Below are 18,206 nucleotides of genomic sequence, written 5' to 3'. Positions count from 1 at the left end.
GCTCAAGCCCAATGGAGATAGGCACGAGCAGCTGTCAGGTCGGACGCGATGGGGCTCAGAACAGCTTGCGCTTGCCCGGCTGCAGCAGCACCACCAGCGCGCCCGCGCCACCCTCGGCAGGGCGGGCCTGGACAAAGGCCAGCACTTCTTTTTTCTGGACCAGCCAGCGCTGCACCTTGCCCTTGAGCACGGGGGTGCGCCCCGGCGATCCCAGGCCCTTGCCGTGGACGATGCGCACGCAGCGCACGCCCGTGCGGTGCGACAGCCGGATGAACTGGCCCAGCGCCTCGCGGGCTTCGTCCGAGCGCAGGCCGTGCAGGTCCAGCTGGCGCTGAATGCTCCAGTGGCCGCCACGCAGCTTGCGAGTCACGTCGAGACCGATGCCGGGGCGGCGAAAGCTCAACTGATCGTCCACGTCCAGCAGGGTGCTGACATCGAACTCGTCGCTCATGGCTTCGCGCAGCACATTCTGTTCGTCCAGCACCATCTGCAGAGGCAGCGGCGAGGGTGCCGGTTCGAGAAAGCTGACTTCGTTGCGCGAGCGCAGTGGCGTGACCTTGCCGACGCTGAGCGCAAACAGATTGCGTTCACGCTCGCGCGCTGCACGCGCCTCGGCCTGCGCGAGGGCCAGGGCTTCGGCCTGTTCGCGCATCTGCTTGAGATGGCGGGAGATGCCGGCCAGATCCTGCAGCGAGCGGTGTGCGTGGCTCATAGCAGACCCTCCTCGGCCATGGAGCAGGCGGCGCCCGGCCCGACGATGATGTGGTCGAGCACGCGTACATCGATCAAAGCCAGAGCGGCCTTGAGAGTGGCGGTCAGCGCGCTATCGGCACTGCTGGGCTGCACGTTGCCGCTGGGGTGGTTGTGCGCGAGGATCACCGCGCCGGCCTGATGGTGCAGGGCGCGCAGCACGACTTCACGAGGGTAGACGGAGGTTTGCGTCAAGGTACCGCGAAACATTTCTTCAAGAGCCAGCAAGCGGTTCTGGCTGTCCAAAAACAGCACGGCAAACACCTCATGCGGCCTGGCCGCCAGATGCAGCTGCAGATAGTGCTTGACGGCCTCGGGGGAGGAAAAGACTTCCCGCTCGCGCAGCTGCTGTGCCGTGGCACGGCGGGCCAGCTCCAGCACGGCCATCAGCTCGGCGCGCTTGGCAGGGCCCAGGCCTTTGACGGCTGTCAACGCCTTGTAGTCGGCGGCCAGTAGCCCGGCCAGACCGCCTGCTCCCTGGCCATCACCGGGCAGCTCCAGCAGCTCCTGCGCCATCTGCAGCACCGTCTTGCCGGCTATGCCGGTGCGCAGAATGACGGCCAGCAGCTCGGCATCCGAGAGCGCAGCCGCACCCCGCTGCGCGAGCTTTTCGCGCGGCTGGGCATCCAGGGGCAGGTCTTTGATGGGCATGGGCGTCAGTGCTCGCTTGCACAAGGCGGGGGAAGGGGCGGGTCGGCCATCTCAACGCAGCGGCGAAGAGGTTATAGGCTCGCTCTTACAATGCAGCCCAGTTTATCGGGACTTTCATGACCACAAGCGCAACCCCTTCGGATCTGCCCGTCGTGCAGGCAGGCTCTTTTCTCACGCTGCATTACCGCCTGGCGGGCCCTGCGGGCGATGTGATCAATACCTTCAACGAAAAGCCGGCGACGCTGTCGCTGGGTGCGGGCGAGCTGTCGCCGGCCATGGAAGACAAGCTGATCGGCCTAGCCGAGGGCACGCACACCACTTTCGAGCTGCCCGCTGGCGAGGCTTTTGGCGAGCGCAACCCCGACATGATGCAGTGGGTGGCCCGCAAGCTCATGAACGAGCTCGGCGACCCGCATGAGCAATACACCGCAGGCGATGTGGTGCAGTTCCCCACGCCCGACGGCAGCGGCAGCTACGCCGGCGCCGTGGTGCAGGTGCGCGAGGACGGCGCCGTGCTGTTCGACTTCAACCACCCGCTGGCCGGCCAGCCCGTGACGTTTGAAGTGAAGCTGATCGGGGTACTTTGAAATGACACACCCCCTGAGCTGCTGCGCAGCTTCCCCCTTCAAGGGGGACGACGGCCTTTGCTGCGGGGCGGCCCTTGCTGCGGTCGGCCCGCGCCGCCGTCCCGCGCTTCAAGCGCGCCAATGTCATGCCGTGCGAGTGGTGCGTAGCGCCAGGGGGTATTGAAATGGTGGGAGCCAAGGAAGTCCTGCTGGCCGAGCCGCGCGGCTTTTGCGCCGGGGTGGATCGCGCCATCGAGATCGTGGAGCGGGCGCTGGCCAAGTTCGGCGCGCCCATCTACGTGCGCCACGAGATCGTGCACAACACCTTTGTGGTCAACGATCTCAAGGCCAAGGGCGCCATCTTCATCGAGGAGCTGGACGAAGTGCCGCCCGGCGCCACGCTGATCTTTTCGGCCCACGGCGTCTCCAAGGCCGTGCAGCAGGAGGCCGAGCGCCGTGGCTTTGCCATCTTCGATGCGACCTGCCCGCTGGTCACCAAGGTGCATGTGGAAGTCGCCAAGCTGGCCAAGGAAGGCTACGAATTCCTCATGATCGGCCACAAGGGCCATCCCGAGGTCGAAGGCACGATGGGCCAGCTCTCCGAAGGCATTCATCTGGTCGAGGACGAGGGCGATGTGGCCAAGGTGGCGCCGCGCCAGACCGAAAAGCTGGCCGTGGTGACGCAGACCACGCTGTCGGTCGATGATGCTGCGGGCATCAAGGCCGCCATCAAGGCACGCTTTCCTCTGGTGCGCGAGCCCAAGCAGCAGGACATCTGCTATGCCACGCAGAACCGCCAGGACGCCGTGAAGGTGCTGGCACCCCAGGTGGATCTGGTCATCGTCGTCGGCAGCCCGACCAGCTCCAACAGCAATCGCCTGCGTGAGCTGGCCGATCGCCTGGGCACGCCTGCCTATATGGTGGACAACGCGCTCGAGCTCAAGCAGGAGTGGTTTGCCGATGCGGCCCGCGTGGGGCTGACCGCCGGTGCCTCGGCGCCCGAAGTGCTGGTCGACGAGGTCATCGCACGCATCCGGCAACTGGGCGCAGTCGCCGTGCGCAAGATGGACGGTATCGAGGAAACCATCAAGTTCCCGCTGCCCAAGGGTCTGAAGATCGACGCGGCCACGGGCCTGGAGATCGAAGTGCGCAAGGCGCCCGAGACCGGACATTGAGTCATGGCAAGCTGAATGCTTGCAACTTCATAGCGCCTTGCGCATGGTATTCGGTAATTTCAGATAGTTTTATGCTGAAATTCTATGAATAGCCTGCGCAAGGCGCTTTGCTTTTGATAGCTGACTGCTGCCATCCCCCGTGTATCGGCCGGGTGCGGCCAGTCGCTCTAAAATCCCCATCTATGCTCGACATTCAACTTCTCCGCAAAGACCTGGATTCAGTCGTCGCCCGACTGCAAACCCGCAAGAACCCCCAAGCCTTCCTCAACGTGGAAGCCTTCAAGGCGCTGGAATCCGAACGCAAGTCCATCCAGACGCGCACGGAGGAGCTGCAGTCCAAGCGCAACCAGCTGTCCAAGCAGATCGGCATGTTGATGGGCAAGGGCGAAAAGGACGCCGCCGAAGCCGCCAAGGCCGAAGTGGCAGCCATGAAGACCGAGCTGGAACAATCGGCCACGCGCCTGGATCAGATCCAGACCGAGCTGCAGGCCATGCTGGCGGCCGTGCCCAATCTGCCTCATGAGTCCGTGCCCGTGGGCGCCGACGAAGAAGGCAATGTGGAAGTGCGCCGCTTCGGCACGCCGAGGAATTTCGACTTCGAGATCAAGGATCACGTCGATCTGGGTGCGCCCATCGGCCTGGACTTCGAAGCCGGCGTCAAGCTCTCCGGTGCCCGCTTCACCGTGATGCAGGGCCAGATCGCGCGCCTGCACCGTGCGCTGGCCCAGTTCATGCTGGATCTGCAGACCGAGCAGCATGGCTACACCGAATGCTATGTGCCTTACATCGTCAACAGCGATTCGCTCAAGGGTACGGGCCAGCTGCCCAAGTTCGAAGGCGATCTGTTTGCGGCCCAGAAGGGTGGCCAGGATGCCGAGCCCCTGCCCGATACCGCGGCTCTGTACCTGATTCCCACGGCCGAGGTGCCGTTGACGAATCTGGTGCGCGATGAAGTGCTGGCCGAAGACCGCCTGCCCATCAAGCTGACCGCACACAGCCCCTGCTTCCGTTCCGAAGCCGGCTCGGGCGGCCGCGACACGCGCGGTCTGATCCGCCAGCACCAGTTCGACAAGGTCGAGATGGTGCAGATCGTGCATCCCGAAAAAAGCTATGAAGCGCTGGAAGAGATGACCGGTCACGCCGAAGCCGTGCTGCAGAAGCTGGGTCTGCCCTACCGCGTGATGAGCCTGTGCACGGGCGACATGGGCTTTGGCTCCGCCAAGACCTACGACCTGGAAGTCTGGGTGCCGGCACAGGGCACCTATCGCGAAATCAGCTCGGTCTCCAACTGCGAAGCCTTCCAGGCGCGTCGCATGCAGGCCCGTTTCAAGAATGCCCAGGGCAAGAACGAACTGGTGCACACGCTCAACGGTTCCGGCCTGGCCGTGGGTCGTACGCTGGTCGCCGTGCTGGAGAACTATCAGAACGCCGACGGCTCGATCACCGTGCCCGAAGCGCTGGTTTCGTACATGGGCGGCAAAACTTTGCTGAAGGCCTGATTTTTTAGGCTACAATAGATGCTTCGACACAGGAGAGGTGGCAGAGTGGTCGAATGTACCTGACTCGAAATCAGGCGTACGTGCAAACGTACCGTGGGTTCGAATCCCACCCTCTCCGCCAATTGCTCTAAGTCCTTGCTTTTAAAGGATTTATAGCAGAAACGGCTTCAAGAATGTATACCAAAAAGTGTACTAATCTTGAAGCCTTTTCTTTTTTCTAGACGTCAAAAACACTACGTCCGCTTCTTTGTTCCCACTGCGTTAAGGGAGCATTTCGGCAAAAAATTTCTGGTGTTTGCACTTGGGGCAGGCGAAGGCCATGAAGTGAGGCTCAAGGCTCACCAGATAGCGCACCATCTAACGAATGTTTGCTTGGGTTTGCTGGAAAATGCAGCAATGAACAAGCCTCGCCTGTCCGACTTCGATTTCTCCAATGTCCGAACCTACGAGATAGACGCAAAGAATGGCTATCTCAAAACGGACGGAACGGCAGAAGACCACCAAAGAGCCATAGAGGCTATAAATGCGCTCAAAGGGCTGCAAGGGCTACCAACACACCAACCAGCCACACAAACGCCAGAAACACCCCTTAAAACGGCTCACAGGGGTATCAAGATGGTCGAACTGGTGGAGCAATACTTCAAACTGAAGAAGCAGTTAAAGCCAGCAACAGCCTTGGCTTATGGCAATGTTGCAAAAGAGTTCGCTCAATTTATTCGAAAGCAACACGTTGCAGACATCAGCGAAAGCGATGTTTTGCGCTATCAAACTTGGCTTGCTGACAAGGGAAATGCGACAAGAACGATTGATAACAAACTTATCAATCTACACGCATTGTTTAAGTTTGCTATCCAGCAGAAGCACTATGAAGGTGAGAACCCTGCTGCTAATAAAGCATTGATGACAAAGAAGCAGCGGCTTAAAGAGGGCTATGGCATCTTTGAACGTGAAGAAATAGAAGCAATCTTTAACAGCGACTTTATGAAAGTAGCAAAAGAAAAAGATGAAGATTACTTCTATACCCTAATGATTACTTTGTTCACAGGTATGCGTATTGGTGAAGTTACGAGCCTTCAAAAAGACCAGTTTAAAGTCTCAGAAAAAGGGACTCACTATATTGTTGTACGTGAAAGTAAAACCTTAGCAGGACAGCGAGAAATTCCACTTTATAAGCCTTTTTTTTACTTCATAAAGTCTTTTATTGATAGTAAAGAAAATAAGATATTTAAGTATGAAGAAAAAGATGGAAAAGGCACTGGAAATGCTGTTGGGAAAAAATTTCCGAGACATTTAAAATCTTCAGGTATTACGCGTCAAAAATTAGTTTTTCATAGTCTGAGAAAATTTGTTAATAATGAAATGAAAAGGTTTGGGGTCGATGTTGAGGCGCGTTGTCAAATATTTGGACACGAGTTTGATAATGTAAATTCTAATACTTACTCTAATGAATTTAAAATTGAATATTTAGAAGAAATAACAAAAGAAATTTTTTCGTCAATATCTAAATTGCTACGCAATCAAGTAACCATGACGGCAGCAAGCGGACAAGAAGTTAGAATTCATTTTTAAAATTTTCAAGGTGTTTTTTAATCAAATTTAAGGAGGCTAAAGTGAAAAAATATATATCTTTCGCATTGTGTTTCTTTCTTGCTTTTTCTGTGTTTGCACAAGAGAAAAATACTTCAAACACTTCTAAAAGAATGAAGGCATTAAATGAGTTAACCCCGAATTTATCTTTATCTGAAAGTGATATTCTTTTGATAATAAGGGGTGTCGATTTAAATAATAATGGAGTTAAAGATAGTGTAGAAGAATTCTTGAAATTAAAGTATGAGAAATTATCTGCTGAGAAGGAAATAATAAACTTTGCAGCAGCAAAACAGAAAATACTTGAGGTTAATTATGATGATAAATACTCATTGGTTTCTGCATATTTTGCAGGAAATCTTGCTAACAGATGCTTGATGAAGAAGGTCGGTAAAGATTCATTTAGAGATATAAATCTGGATGTTTCTTTAAGAACTTATGAAACAACTGTCTCTAAAGTATTGCTCGGTGTATATGCTGAAGAAATTCAGCGTATACAAAAACTGTCATTTAGTTATGATGATGGGTTTTGTGAAATTTAAGATTTTTTATAAATATAAAGGCTCCCAAATGGAGCCTTTTTTTATTTGACTTTGAAAAGATTTTCATTATATTGAAAGAAATAAGGACAGAGTTCAACTGTCCTTATTAATAAACTTAAAGTGTCAGAGACTTTAAATTGCTTCCTAAAATTACTTTATCTAAAAATAATTAAAAAGTCAAGTTGAAATCTCCACACTAAACGATGGAGATTTTTTATGGCTAAAAATAGTAAAAGTAAAATTAATGAAGTTTTTTCAAAAGAACAAATAAAAGTAATTTTTGAGAAGTATTCCGATAGCAAAATAGTAGATGAAAAATCATCAAAAAAGGATGATGAAAAACCCTCTCTTGGAATATATGCGAAATCTTCTACCACTTTGGAAGATGAAGCACAGGCTAAAAACTCAATAAACACAAAGGTTAGAGAGATTTATCACTCTAACAGAATTAAGCGTTATAAATTAATTAAGAATGCTAGAAGTTATCTTCTAAACTATGCAAGAAAAACTAACATTAAAACTAATGAATTGCATAAGTTATCAAGAATTATAAATTGCAAGCACGCTTTAAATTCTAATTCCCAGATGGTAGCGGTAGATTTTAATAGTAAGAATGCTTTTTACACTGGTCTACAAACTTGCGGAAGTGTTTGGACTTGTCCAATCTGTGCCGCAAGAATTACAGAAGTTAGAAGGCAAGAGATTGCCACAGCAATCGATGAGGCTTATAAATTAGGCTATCAATCTGCGATGATAACTTTTACTTTTCCTCATAACAATACAATGAGTCTAGAGGATACTCTCGATAAACAATCAAAAGCATTAGCATTTTTTAGGGCTGGTAATGTTTGGACTTGTTATAAAAAGAAAGTAAATTTTTTAGGATTGATAAGAGCATTAGAAGTTACCCACGGTGTGAACGGTTGGCACCCTCACACCCACGAATTGTGGTTTATTGACCCAAAGACCAAAGAAAGAGCCTTTAAAGCGTTCATTCTTCAACGTTGGATAGAGTGCTTAAAGAAGGTAGGTTTATTGCCTCAAAACCCTTCTAAACAACAACTAGAAGCAGTCAAAAAACATTCCGTCGATGTGAAGATGAACTGTAAAGCAAGTGACTACATTGCAAAAGCCGATAGTTCTGCAAACTGGGGTATAGATAGAGAACTTGCAAAAGCGGCGAATAAAGGAAAAGGTAAAGGTTTACATCCCTTTGAACTACTTGCAGAAGATACCAAGAAAAATCAAGAATTATTCATTGAGTTTGTTCAAGCAATAAAAGGAAAAAGCCAACTCTTTTGGAGCCACGGATTAAAAGAAAAACTAGGTATCGATCAATTAACAGATGAAGAAATTGCAGAGAATGAAGAGGATGACGAAGAACCTATTCATAACAAGCAAATTTACTTCACAGAAAAAGAATGGAAGTTAATTCTTAACAAGGAATATAGAGCGCAAATTTTGAATAGATTTGAACTAGCAGAAGATTTGTCAAAAGAATACAAAGCAATCATTGAACACATCACGGGTGAAAAAATTGATGATATGGTTATGAAGGATTGTCCATTTTAAAAGTTGACCTCGTTTATTTTTTACGATAGTGAAAATGAATGAGGTTGTATTTTGTATTGACAAGTTAAAACAAATAGTTTATTAAATAAACAGGTATATTAAGGCTCATTACTCGCAAGAACTATGTCACACCAACTTGCCGGATTACACTTGATATGCTTAGAAAATAAAAAGAAACGAAAGCCGGTAATTCATTGTGTTAATAGTTATAGAGGATGATGAGTAATTTTTATTTTTGAGAAAGACCTCGTGGGGTCTTTTTTTTGTTGCTCATTGGTGAGCAAAAATTGAAAGCATTTCAATTACTAAAAACGAAGTTCATTAGAACGAGTGGACAGGTTTTTCTGCGTAGCAGTTCGAACGAAGTGAGAGGTATTAAGCTCAATGCAATTGCCGCGCTTATGTAATAAGCATAGTCGGTCACTATGCATATTGACAAACGCTAAAAATACCCTAATTTGATTATACGAATAACTAAGAAAAAGGGGCGAAATGTCAAAAGATAAAAATAACAACAATGAAGAAAAATCAATAATTTTTGCGGCAATTTTTGCGGGAATTTTACCCATTGTTTTTGCATTAATTTTTGAATTAATAAAGATAGCATTTTATATTTTCGTGATATTAGCACTCTATAAATATTTGGTGGGCTAAAAATGGCTAAATTCAAGTGCAGAAAATGCAATTTTTTAAACGAAGAAAATAAAGAGCAAGTTTCATTTTTCGGACTTGCAGCAAAAATAGGAACTTACGCAGTAGTCATTTATTTTGCAATCTCTTTTCTTGCTCTTTTTATCTTCGTTGCGCTTGTAGTCGTCATGGACGGAATCGGAGATAGCAACAGCAGTCCTGGAAGTGTTGAGAAGCAACGCTGCAAACGTTGCGGACACGAACACGAAGGGGGTGCGTGATGAGTTATCAATTCATTCACATCGAAGCCTACGCACGCGTAGCGGGAGCAGGCAAGGAAGGCGGGCGCAACGTGGGAAATGTGCTTGCAGAAGCAGACAGAAAACCGGGAAACTGCCCACACATCGACGCTGAAAAGTTAGCCGATCCGGCGCTAGCGCCTGAGAGGATCTACGGGCTGAAACTTGAAAAAGTTGAGGCTGAGGCAAATGCTTGGGCAGAGCAGGCGAAAGACGCACAGGGGCGCAACTTGCGCAAAGACGGTCATTGCTTGCTTGCGGGTGTCGTGAGCCTGCCCAACGACACTACTCCCGAGGCTTGGAAGAGGTTCAAGGCGGACGCTGTGAAGTGGCTCAAAAAAGAGTTTGGGGACACGCTGCGCAGTGTCATAGAACACAAAGACGAAGCACACCCGCATCTACATTTTTACGCTGTGCCAGAGGCTGGCAAAGCGTTCCATAGCCTGCACGTAGGTCAGCAAGCGGCACGAGCTGCAAAGGCTCAGGGTTTGAAAAAAGGTGAGCAAAACTTGGCGTATTGCGAAGCAATGCGCGAGTGGCAAGACAAGTTCAGTCTTGAAGTTGGCCAGAGCCACGGCCTGACACGCCTCGGCCCTGGGCGCAGGCGTCTCACTCGTGAAAACTGGCAACGTGAAAAAGCGCAAGCGAGAGCATTACAACAAGCAAAAAAAAGAGGAGAAAAAACTATGAAAAAAGCACAAAAACAAGCAGCAGAGATAGTCGAACAGGCGCAAGAAAAAGCCCAAAAGACCGCAGGTCTAGGTGCGTCAGTTAGCGGCTTTTTTGCTGGTGTTGCAGGTGAGTGGCACAAGCCCACAAAGCAAGCAGCAGAAGCGGCAGCGAAGGCTGAAGAAGCACTAGAAGCAGAGAGAGAAAAACATAAAAAAGAGTTCGAAGAACAGCGCAAGCACTACGACTATGAACTTGCTCAAAGTGAGAGCGCACGCGACAACTTGAAAGAGACACTCAAAAAGAAAAACGTAGAGTTGAAAAACATTTACTCAAAGCACGGCGACTACATCAAAGAGCAAGAAGACAGAGAGAAAGCAGAGCGAGAAGCCAAGGAAGCAGAACAGCGCAGACAGCAGAGGGAGCAAGAGCAGGAAGAACAAAGAGCGGATGAACGAAAACGACATAGAGGAAGTGACACAAAGCGCTGCTCCACATAGAGGTAATTTCACAATATAAAATTCCTGCACAAAAGTGTTGTTTTGCGCATTGAATCTATATACCATGCATGTTGTGTCAATTCTTTGGAGATGATGTATGGCATTCCGAGCGGATGAAGCGGGAAGAAGTGGATTTGAAGAAGCTGCGAATTATTTGATTCCGCCAGCAAGGTTCAAGGATGAGGGCGAACGGACTCAAAGCAGATACAAGTTAGAAGACCTTGTTGATGAGTTGGGGCCTGTTGTCGATTCGTATCCTTCATGGCATCCACTGGTTTGCAATCACGATGAACGTCACCCGATGACTTACCCCAGTCGAGAGACGGGATACAAAGGTCTTGATCACACAAGATTTTTTGTGAATGGGTTCATCACATGCCCCTATAACGATGGGCAGGATGTCATTGATTCCGTAGATGCTTTGCCCCTTCACCCTGTTGCGAGCATTACGGCAGAGCGCTTGGATGTGAAGTTTTACAACGAAGGGTGCACACCAATTCTTGTGAAATGCAACTGGCATCGCCCACTCGAAGCCGGTCGAATGATCCCGCTATCGCTGGCAGTGCCTTTGATCTTGGAGCAAGAAGTGCCGTGTTGGAGGTGGTCTTCTGTTGGGGAGACATGGACAACGATGCGTCATTACTTGTTGGGCTCTCCACACGGCAGCCGCTCATCCCTGTTCGTCAGTCAAGAGACTGGACAAGGCATCAAAAAGGTGTGGGAAACCTTGATCTATACGGGGATGTTCGGCCCTATCAAAGTCTGAGTGAAGGGCTAAAAATTCGGTGTATCAAAAGATGTACCAATTTTTTGCGCTACAATAGCGTCTTCAACGGAGATAAGTTCTTGTTTTAACAAGCATTCTTGATGGTGTTGGGACTTGTCCCACCCTCTCCGCCAATGCGGCTGTAGCTCAGCTGGATAGAGTACTTGGCTACGAACCAAGGGGTCGTGGGTTCGATTCCTGCCAGCCGCACCAAACGTTAAGCCTCAGAGTAGAAATACTCTGAGGCTTTTTCGTTTCTGGCGTCTGCGGGAGATAGGCGTTTGACAGAAAGGCCCGGCCACCGCAGTGTCCGGCCGGACCTTGACCAGGTCTTGCTCTATGCCAGCATCCCTGCACTGGCCAGCACGGCCAGGGCGCAGGAAGCGATGCGGCTGGCCACGGAGTCTGAGCGGCTGGTCAGCACGATGGGCACGCGCATGCCCAGCACCAGGCCGGCGCATTCGGCGTCGGCCATGTAGACCAGCTGCTTGTAGATCATGTTGCCGGCTTCCAGGTTGGGGGCCAGCAAGATATCGGGGCGACCGGCGACATCGGAGACTATGCCCTTGTTGTGTGCCGAATGCAGGGAGATGGCGTTGTCGTAGGCCAGCGGGCCGTCAAAAATGCCGCCCGTGATCTGGCCGCGGTCGGCCATCTTGCACAGGGCTGCCGCATCGATGGTGCCGGGAATGGCAGGGTTGACGGTCTCTACCGCCGACAGCAGGGCCACGCGGGGCTGGACTATGCCTATGGCCTGCGCCAGATCGACCGCGTTCTGGGCGATATCGCGCTTTTCCATCAGGCTGGGGAAGATGTTGACCACGCAGTCGGTCATCAGCAGCGGGCGGTCATAGCCGGGGATGTCCATGATGAATACATGGCTGGCCCGGCGGCTGCCGCGCAGACCGGCTTCGCGCGCCACGGCCGCGCCGAGCAGATCGTCGCTGTGCAGGCTGCCCTTCATCAGAGCCCGGGCCTGGCCATCGCGGCACAGTGCCGCAGCCTGGGCCGCAGCGATGCGAGGGTCGTCCGCCGTGGAGTGGATCTCGGCGGCAGACAGATCGAGACCCGCAGAGCGGGCTGCGGCTTCGATGCGCTGACGCGGTCCTACCAGCAGTGGCCTGATCAGGCCGGCCTCCGCCGCTTGCAGGGCCGCCTGCACAGAGCCGGTATCGCAGGGGTAGGCCACGGCCACGGCGACCGGACCTTTGGCGCGGGCGAGCTCCTGCAGATGCTGCAGATGAGGGCGAGGCGTGGCGGGCGCATCGTCGGCAGCCACGGCAAGAGAGAGTGAGGGAGTCATGAATGCTCCTGCGGGAAGTACAGGGCCCGGCGCGAGCAACGCAGGGGGTCTGGGAGTCGGTTTTCGAGGGCCTTGCGCTTTACCCAGGCGCATGAACCCGGCGCGGCCCGACCAAGGGACACCGAGGAAGGGCCGCCCCGCACCGAGGGTGTCGTCCCCCTCCCCCGCGCAGCGGGTAGAGAGGGGGAAGGCGCGCAGCGCCTCAGGGGGTGTCAGACGGCGTCAGACAAAGTCCTTGTACTTGTCCAGCATGCGCACAGGCTTGGACAAGGCATCGCGGCGGAAGGGATCGCCGAGCTCGCGGGTGCACATGATCTCGATCACGCAGGTCTTGCCTTCCTTCATCTGCATGTCGACGGCTTTTTGCAGCGCCGGGCCCACGTCCTCGATGTGGTCCACCACAATGCCTTCGGCGCCCATGGCCTTGGCGATGTCGGAAAAGCTTTCGCTCTCCAGCTCGCCGGCCACGAAGCGGCGGTTGTAGAAGTCCACCTGGTTCTTCTTTTCCGCGCCCCACTGGCGGTTGTGGAACACCACGGCGGTCACGGGAATGTCGTGGCGCACGGCGGTCATGATTTCCATCATGCTCATGCCCCAGGCGCCGTCGCCGGCGTAGGCAATGGCCGGGCGATCGGGGGCTGCGCACTTGGCGCCGATGATGGTGGGCAGGGCATAGCCGCAGTTGCCGAAGCTCATGGGAGCGAAGAAGCTGCGCGGTTCGTCGAAGCGCAGATAGCTGTTGGCCACCGAGTTGATATTGCCGATGTCGGTGGACACCATGACGCGCGCCGGCATGGCTTTTTCGAGTTCGCGCAGCACCTGGCGGGGATGCAGATAGCTGCCGCCGGTCGGCGTGCGTTCGCCCTTGGCCTCTTCGATCATGTCCAGGCTGTAGGGGTCGCGCTCGTGGGTCCAGCCGTCGAGCTCCTTCTCCCAGGCGGCTTTTTCCGTGGCGATGGTGTCGGCGCGCGCTGCCTTGGTGGCATCGCAGCCCAGTGTCACATCGGCCAGGCGCCTGCTCAGTTCGGCCGCCACGGCCTTGGCATCGCCGTTGATGCCCACGGCGATCTTCTTGACCAGGCCCAGATTGGTGTGATCGGCCTCGATCTGGATGATCTTGGCGGTCTTGGGCCAGTAGTCCATGCCATGCTGGGGCAGGGTGCCGAAGGGACCCATGCGCGAGCCCAGCGCAATCACTACGTCGGCCTGGGCGATCAGCTTCATGGCGGCCTTGGAGCCCTGGTAGCCCAGAGGGCCGGCCCACAGCGGGTGCTTGGCAGGGAAGGCGTCGTTGCGCAGATAGCCTGTGGCCACGGGTGCGCCCAGGCGCTCGGCCAGTTGCTTCGCTTCCTCCACGGCATCGCCCATGACCACGCCGCCGCCGGCCAGGATCACCGGGAACTTGGCGGTCTTGAGCAGCTCCACGGCGGCCTGCAGGCTGGCTTCGCCGCCATGGCCGCGGTCCACACGCATGGGCTTGGGGATCTCGCACTCGATCTCGCCGTAGAAGTAGTCACGCGGAATATTGAGCTGGGTCGGGCCCATCTCGGACATGGCGCGGTCGAAGACGCGGCCCGTGAACTCGGCCATGCGCTTGGGGTTGCAGACATGGCCCTGGTATTTGGTGAACTCCTGGAACATGGGCAGTTGATTGGCTTCCTGGAAACCGCCCAGGCCCATGCCCATGGTGCCGGTCTCGGGAGTCACGATCACCACCGGGCTGTGCGCCCAGTAGGCTGCGGCAATCCCGGTCACGCAGTTGCTGATGCCGGGGCCGTTCTGGCCGATCACCACGCCGTGGCGACCCGAGACGCGGGCATAGCCGTCGGCCATGTGGGCCGCACCTTGCTCATGCACCACCGGGATCAGGCGAATGCCTGCGGGGGCGAAGATGTCCATGGCATCCATGAAGGCGGAACCCATGATGCCGAACATCTCGCTGACGCCATTGGCGACGCAGGTTTCCACGAATGCTTCCGAAGGGGTCATCTTGTGAACGCCTTCAACCACTTTACGATTGTCCGTTGCAGCCATCTCTGTCTCCTTGAAAATTTGAAACCTATGGTTCCGAAAAAAGAAATAACGATGTCAGTCTATGGCATTTTTTTGTTTTCGTGCAAGTAAATTTCTTTTTATGGAATAAATTGACTCGAAAAATAGAAATTAATATGATCGACAACGATATGAAGCACAGCGAAGACATCCCCTCGGCTCGCCTGGACGGAGACACGCCCAATCTGCGTTTGTTCGCGCTGCTGGAAGCCGTGGCGCAGAAGAGCCAGCCCTTCACCTTGCAAACCATGGTGGAAGAGACAGGCTTGCCCAAGCCGACCATGCACCGCATGCTTGCGCAGCTGGAGGGCGCCGGAATCCTGCAAAGAGATGGCAACGGCCGCCACTACGGCACGGGCCAGCGGCTGATGCGGCTGGCGGAGAACGTGTTGCTCAACAACACCACGCATGGCGCGCGGCATGCGGTGCTGACCCAGCTGGTGCGCGAGCTCGGCGAGAGCTGCAACATCACGGCTTTTTCGGGCAGCGAGGTCCTGTATCTGGACCGCGTGGAGACGCCGGCTCCGCTGCGCTTTTATCTGCATCCGGGCTCGCGCGTGCCCGCGCACTGTTCGGCCACGGGCAAGCTGTTCCTGAGCCAGATGTCGCCCGCCCAGCGCCGCCGGCTGCTGGCCAATGTGCCGCTGGAGGCGTTCACCGGCAACACGCTGACGACCTTCGAGGCGCTGGAGCAGGAGCTCGATCAGGTGCGCGCCCAGGGCTATGCCTTCGACAACGAGGAGTTCCTGCCCGGGCTGCTGTGCCTTGGCGTGCTGGTGCCCGCACCCCATGGCAACTCCAATATGGGGCTTGCGGTGCAGGCGCCCATCATGCGTTTTTCCAAGGAGAAGGCCTTGTCCTTTCTTCCCAAGCTGCAGGCGGCCGTCGCGGCGATCGCCCGCATTAACGATGACGTTCCACCGGAAGCCGATGATGACTGACCTGAGCCTGCTGCAGCCCACCCGTACCGTCAGCGTGCGCGATGTATTTGGCATCGACACGGACATGACCGTGCCGGCTTTTGCCGAGCCGGGCGAACATGTTCCCGCGATTGACAAGGCCTACCGCCTGAATTCGCAGGTGACGCAGGCCATTCTGGCGGGCTTCTCGCACAACCGGCGCGTTGTCATTCAGGGCCTGCACGGCACGGGAAAATCCACGCATATAGAGCAGGTGGCCGCCAGGTTGAACTGGCCCTGCGTGCGCGTGAATCTGGACGGTCATATCAGCCGCCTGGATCTGGTGGGCAAGGACAGCATCGTGCTGCAGGAAGGCAAGCAGGTGACCCAGTTCCAGGAAGGCATTCTGCCCTGGGCGCTGCAGCGGCCCGTGGCCATGGTGTTTGATGAGTACGACGCCGGACGCCCCGATGTGATGTTCGTCATCCAGCGGGTTCTGGAGCGTGAAGGCAGCTTTACCCTGCTCGATCAAAAGCGGGTGATCCAGCCGCATCCCTGTTTTCGGCTGTTTGCCACCATGAACACTCTGGGACAGGGCAATCTCAACGGGCTCTATCACGGCACGCAGCAGCTCAACCATGCCCAGCTCGATCGCTGGAATCTGGTCACCAGCCTGAACTATCTGCCCCCGGCCGAGGAAGCGGCCATCGTGCTGGCGCGTGTGCCGGAGCTTGCCACGGCCGATGGGCGCCGCAAGGTGGACGCCATGGTGGCGCTGGCCGGGCTGACACGCAAGGGCTTTGCAGTGGGGGATCTGTCCTTGCTGATGTCTCCGCGCACGGTGATTACCTGGGCCGAGAACATCGCCATCTTCCATGACCTGAGGCAGGCCTTCGAGCTGTCATTCCTCAACAAATGCGAGCCTGCAGAGCGCGCCATCGTGAGCGAATATTTCCAGCGCTGCTTTGCCCAGGAGCTGACGCAGCCCGCAGAACCAGCACTGGCGTTTCTGGCATGAGCGCCGGGACCTCCGGCCCTGCCTCGCTGTCCCGCATGGAAGCCTGGGGTGGCGCCATGCTGCGCGCCGTAACCGGCGACGCCAGCCTGCAATGGAGCGGTCAGACGCTGTATCGCGGCACCACGCCCATACCCCAGGCGGCGGCCCATCATAGCCAGGTGCCGGTGCAGCAGACGGATCAGCGCGGCCTGCTCGACAGCATGGGACTGCGTCTGCATTGGAGCGACCAGGCACTATTCCAGGCTCATCTGCCCCAGGAACCGGTGGAGCGCATGGTGTTCGAGCTGCTGGAGCAGCTGCGCGTGGAGAGCCTGGTTCCCGAGACATGGCCCGGAGCGCGCGAGAACATGCGCCAGCGCTTTGTGAACTGGTGCCAGGCCTTCATGGATTCCGGCCTGACGGAGAGCAGTCTGGGAATTTTGCTGTTTACGGTGGCCATCACGGCCTGGAGCCGACTGACCGGGCATGAGATACCGGAACGCATGGCCGATCTGGTGGAGTCCACGCGGATGTCCATGGCTTCTCCGCTGGGCCGGCACTGGGATCGGCTGCGGCGCGCCAGAGACCGGCAGCAGCAGTTTGTCGAGCCTGCCCTGGCCGTCAGCCGCTGGGTCGGCATGGCGGTGCGTGCGGCGCAGGACGATGCGCCGCGCGGTGCCGGCGGCCCCAGGCGGCGCAGCAGTTTTGCCCTGCCTCTGCACTTTGAGTCCCAGAGTCAGGACGGCATGCCCGTGGCGCAAAGCGGCGACAGTCGGGCATGGACCGGCACAGCGCAAAGCTACCGGGTTTTCACGCGCGAGTTCGATAGGGAAGTGCAGGCCGCCGAGCTGATCCGTGCGCTGCAGCTGGCCCAGTTCCGGGAGCAGATGGACGAGGAGCTGGCGCGCTCGGGATTGCTGCAGGCCGGGCGGCTGGCACGCTATCTGCAGCAGCGCCTGGCCAGCACGCAGCGCAACGGCTGGAGCTTCGGGCTGGAGGAAGGCCATCTGGACGGCAGCCGCCTGTCCCAGCTGGTAACGGACCCGCAGCAGCGCGCGATCTTCAAGGACGAAATGCAGCGCCCCGTCAACGAGACCGCCGTCACCATTCTCATGGACTGCTCGGGCTCCATGAAAACCTATGCCAGGCCCCTGTCGCTATTGCTCGACGTGCTGGGGCGGGCGCTGGAGATGGCCGGCGCAAGCGTGGAGATACTGGGCTTTTCCACGCAGGCCTGGAATGGCGGCAGAGCACGCCGCCGCTGGCAGCGCGCCGGCCAGCCGCAGTTTCCGGGGCGTCTCAACGAGCGCCTGCACATTGTCTTCAAGGACGGTGCCAGGCCCTGGCGTCATGCCCGGCACGGCATTGCGGCACTGCGCAAGCCCGACATCTTTCGTGAAGGCATCGACGGCGAGGCGGTGGAATGGGCGTGCCAGAGGCTGCGTGCAAAGGCCGCGCAACGTCGCATCCTGCTGGTCATCTCCGATGGCTGTCCCATGGATACGGCCACCCATCAGGCCAATGACGAGCATTATCTGGATCAGCATCTGAGGCAGGTTCTTGCCGCCCAGGAACGCATGGGAGGCATGAAGGTCTGCGCCCTGGGCGTCGGGCTGGATCTGGGGGTCTTCTACCGTCAAAGGCTTGCCGTCGATCTGCAGCACGATCTCGACGAGGCCTTGCTGTTTTCGGTGGCCGAGATGCTGTGTAAACGATGACGGGAATGGCGCGTGCGACAGGTATCGCACA

16 protein-coding genes and 2 tRNA genes are annotated in these 18,206 nt (G+C 55.3%); 14 read left to right on the top strand and 4 right to left on the bottom strand.

What is annotated here, in order from left to right; genetic code table 11:
- Positions 1 to 55 precede the first annotated feature (55 nt).
- Together CSE6_RS12530 and radC are read right to left on the bottom strand one after the other, a co-directional pair.
- A complete protein-coding gene (locus CSE6_RS12530) occupies positions 56 to 712 on the bottom strand; it encodes a Smr/MutS family protein (RefSeq protein ID WP_034355642.1) in 657 nt (218 codons plus the stop codon).
- Entirely contained in the window at positions 709 to 1,401 is a 693-nt protein-coding gene (gene radC, locus CSE6_RS12525; protein WP_034377830.1) for a DNA repair protein RadC, read from the bottom strand. The genes CSE6_RS12530 and radC overlap by 4 nt, the downstream gene beginning before the upstream one ends.
- A 116-nt stretch (positions 1,402 to 1,517) precedes the next feature.
- Between radC and CSE6_RS12520 the strand changes: the two genes are divergently transcribed.
- From CSE6_RS12520 to CSE6_RS12470, 11 genes are all read left to right on the top strand, one after another.
- Entirely contained in the window at positions 1,518 to 1,988 is a 471-nt protein-coding gene (locus tag CSE6_RS12520; protein ID WP_003052041.1) for a peptidylprolyl isomerase, read from the top strand.
- A 164-nt stretch (positions 1,989 to 2,152) separates the two neighbouring features.
- A complete protein-coding gene (gene ispH / locus CSE6_RS12515; RefSeq protein ID WP_003065908.1) occupies positions 2,153 to 3,142 on the top strand; it encodes a 4-hydroxy-3-methylbut-2-enyl diphosphate reductase in 990 nt (329 codons plus the stop codon).
- 182 nt (positions 3,143 to 3,324) lie between these two features.
- Positions 3,325 to 4,641: a serine--tRNA ligase gene (gene serS, locus CSE6_RS12510; protein ID WP_003065910.1), complete on the top strand. Its 1,317-nt coding sequence runs from the start codon at positions 3,325 to 3,327 to the stop codon at positions 4,639 to 4,641.
- 31 nt (positions 4,642 to 4,672) lie between these two features.
- Positions 4,673 to 4,762: transfer RNA gene (locus CSE6_RS12505), tRNA-Ser, on the top strand.
- 77 nt (positions 4,763 to 4,839) lie between these two features.
- Positions 4,840 to 6,210, top strand: coding sequence for a tyrosine-type recombinase/integrase (locus CSE6_RS12500; protein ID WP_152668576.1), 1,371 nt, complete (start codon positions 4,840 to 4,842; stop codon positions 6,208 to 6,210).
- Between the two features lie 41 nt (positions 6,211 to 6,251).
- On the top strand, positions 6,252 to 6,770 hold the full coding sequence (locus CSE6_RS12495; protein WP_152668575.1) for a hypothetical protein: 519 nt from the start codon (positions 6,252 to 6,254) through the stop codon (positions 6,768 to 6,770).
- A gap of 216 nt (positions 6,771 to 6,986) precedes the next feature.
- On the top strand, positions 6,987 to 8,342 hold the full coding sequence (locus tag CSE6_RS12490; RefSeq protein WP_152668574.1) for a hypothetical protein: 1,356 nt from the start codon (positions 6,987 to 6,989) through the stop codon (positions 8,340 to 8,342).
- A gap of 656 nt (positions 8,343 to 8,998) precedes the next feature.
- On the top strand, positions 8,999 to 9,253 hold the full coding sequence (locus CSE6_RS12485; protein ID WP_152668573.1) for a hypothetical protein: 255 nt from the start codon (positions 8,999 to 9,001) through the stop codon (positions 9,251 to 9,253).
- On the top strand, positions 9,253 to 10,440 hold the full coding sequence (locus CSE6_RS12480; RefSeq protein WP_059440697.1) for a plasmid recombination protein: 1,188 nt from the start codon (positions 9,253 to 9,255) through the stop codon (positions 10,438 to 10,440). The genes CSE6_RS12485 and CSE6_RS12480 overlap by 1 nt, the downstream gene beginning before the upstream one ends.
- Positions 10,441 to 10,537: 97 nt before the next feature.
- On the top strand, positions 10,538 to 11,206 hold the full coding sequence (locus CSE6_RS12475; RefSeq protein ID WP_059440696.1) for a hypothetical protein: 669 nt from the start codon (positions 10,538 to 10,540) through the stop codon (positions 11,204 to 11,206).
- 136 nt (positions 11,207 to 11,342) lie between these two features.
- Positions 11,343 to 11,419: transfer RNA gene (locus CSE6_RS12470), tRNA-Arg, on the top strand.
- A 124-nt stretch (positions 11,420 to 11,543) separates the two neighbouring features.
- On the opposite strand, the gene CSE6_RS12465 is transcribed toward CSE6_RS12470, so the two are convergent.
- Together CSE6_RS12465 and xsc are read right to left on the bottom strand one after the other, a co-directional pair.
- Positions 11,544 to 12,509 (bottom strand): bifunctional enoyl-CoA hydratase/phosphate acetyltransferase, encoded by a 966-nt coding sequence (locus tag CSE6_RS12465; RefSeq protein WP_059440695.1) that lies wholly within the window; start codon positions 12,507 to 12,509, stop codon positions 11,544 to 11,546.
- Positions 12,510 to 12,731: 222 nt separating this feature from the next.
- Positions 12,732 to 14,543, bottom strand: a complete 1,812-nt coding sequence (xsc, locus tag CSE6_RS12460; RefSeq protein ID WP_059440694.1) for a sulfoacetaldehyde acetyltransferase — start codon at positions 14,541 to 14,543, stop codon at positions 12,732 to 12,734.
- Positions 14,544 to 14,677: 134 nt separating this feature from the next.
- Between xsc and CSE6_RS12455 the strand changes: the two genes are divergently transcribed.
- Genes CSE6_RS12455 through CSE6_RS12445 form a run of 3 tightly spaced genes read left to right on the top strand, consistent with a single transcriptional unit; the run spans position 14,678 to position 18,175 of the window.
- Positions 14,678 to 15,502 carry an IclR family transcriptional regulator gene (locus CSE6_RS12455; protein WP_034355635.1) on the top strand — a complete coding sequence of 275 codons (825 nt, stop codon included), beginning with the start codon at positions 14,678 to 14,680 and terminating at the stop codon, positions 15,500 to 15,502.
- Positions 15,495 to 16,478: an AAA family ATPase gene (locus CSE6_RS12450; RefSeq protein WP_045838672.1), complete on the top strand. Its 984-nt coding sequence runs from the start codon at positions 15,495 to 15,497 to the stop codon at positions 16,476 to 16,478. Before CSE6_RS12455 ends, CSE6_RS12450 begins: the two co-directional genes overlap by 8 nt.
- A complete protein-coding gene (locus tag CSE6_RS12445) occupies positions 16,475 to 18,175 on the top strand; it encodes a cobalt chelatase (protein ID WP_059440693.1) in 1,701 nt (566 codons plus the stop codon). The genes CSE6_RS12450 and CSE6_RS12445 overlap by 4 nt, the downstream gene beginning before the upstream one ends.
- Positions 18,176 to 18,206 lie beyond the last annotated feature (31 nt).

Source organism: Comamonas sp. E6 (assembly GCF_001010305.1).
In the GTDB taxonomy this organism is placed as follows: domain Bacteria; phylum Pseudomonadota; class Gammaproteobacteria; order Burkholderiales; family Burkholderiaceae_C; genus Comamonas; species Comamonas thiooxydans.
This window is presented reverse-complemented; position numbering and strand designations above follow the sequence as displayed.